This is a genomic window from uncultured Vibrio sp., assembly GCF_947488985.1.
Taxonomy (GTDB): domain Bacteria; phylum Pseudomonadota; class Gammaproteobacteria; order Enterobacterales; family Vibrionaceae; genus Vibrio.
Genome location: NZ_CANLBV010000399.1, coordinates 1 through 223 on the forward strand (window position 1 = coordinate 1; position 223 = coordinate 223).

1 tRNA gene is annotated in these 223 nt (G+C 52.0%); it reads left to right on the forward strand.

The features are described 5' to 3' along the window. Positions 1 to 147 precede the first annotated feature (147 nt). Positions 148 to 221: transfer RNA gene (locus Q1A70_RS20745), tRNA-Trp, on the forward strand. Positions 222 to 223: the final 2 nt, after the last annotated feature.

The window sequence follows — 223 nt, forward strand, 5'->3', positions numbered from 1 at the left end:
GTAGTTCAGTTGGTTAGAATACCGGCCTGTCACGCCGGGGGTCGCGGGTTCGAGTCCCGTCCACTCCGCCACTTATTTTAGAGAACCTCGCTTTGCGAGGTTTTTCTGAATCTGAAACGTGAGAAATTTCGTTTTAGATCACACTTTAGGGGTGTAGCTCCAATTGGCAGAGCAGCGGATTCCAAATCCGCGTGTTGGGAGTTCGAATCTCTCCACCCCTGCC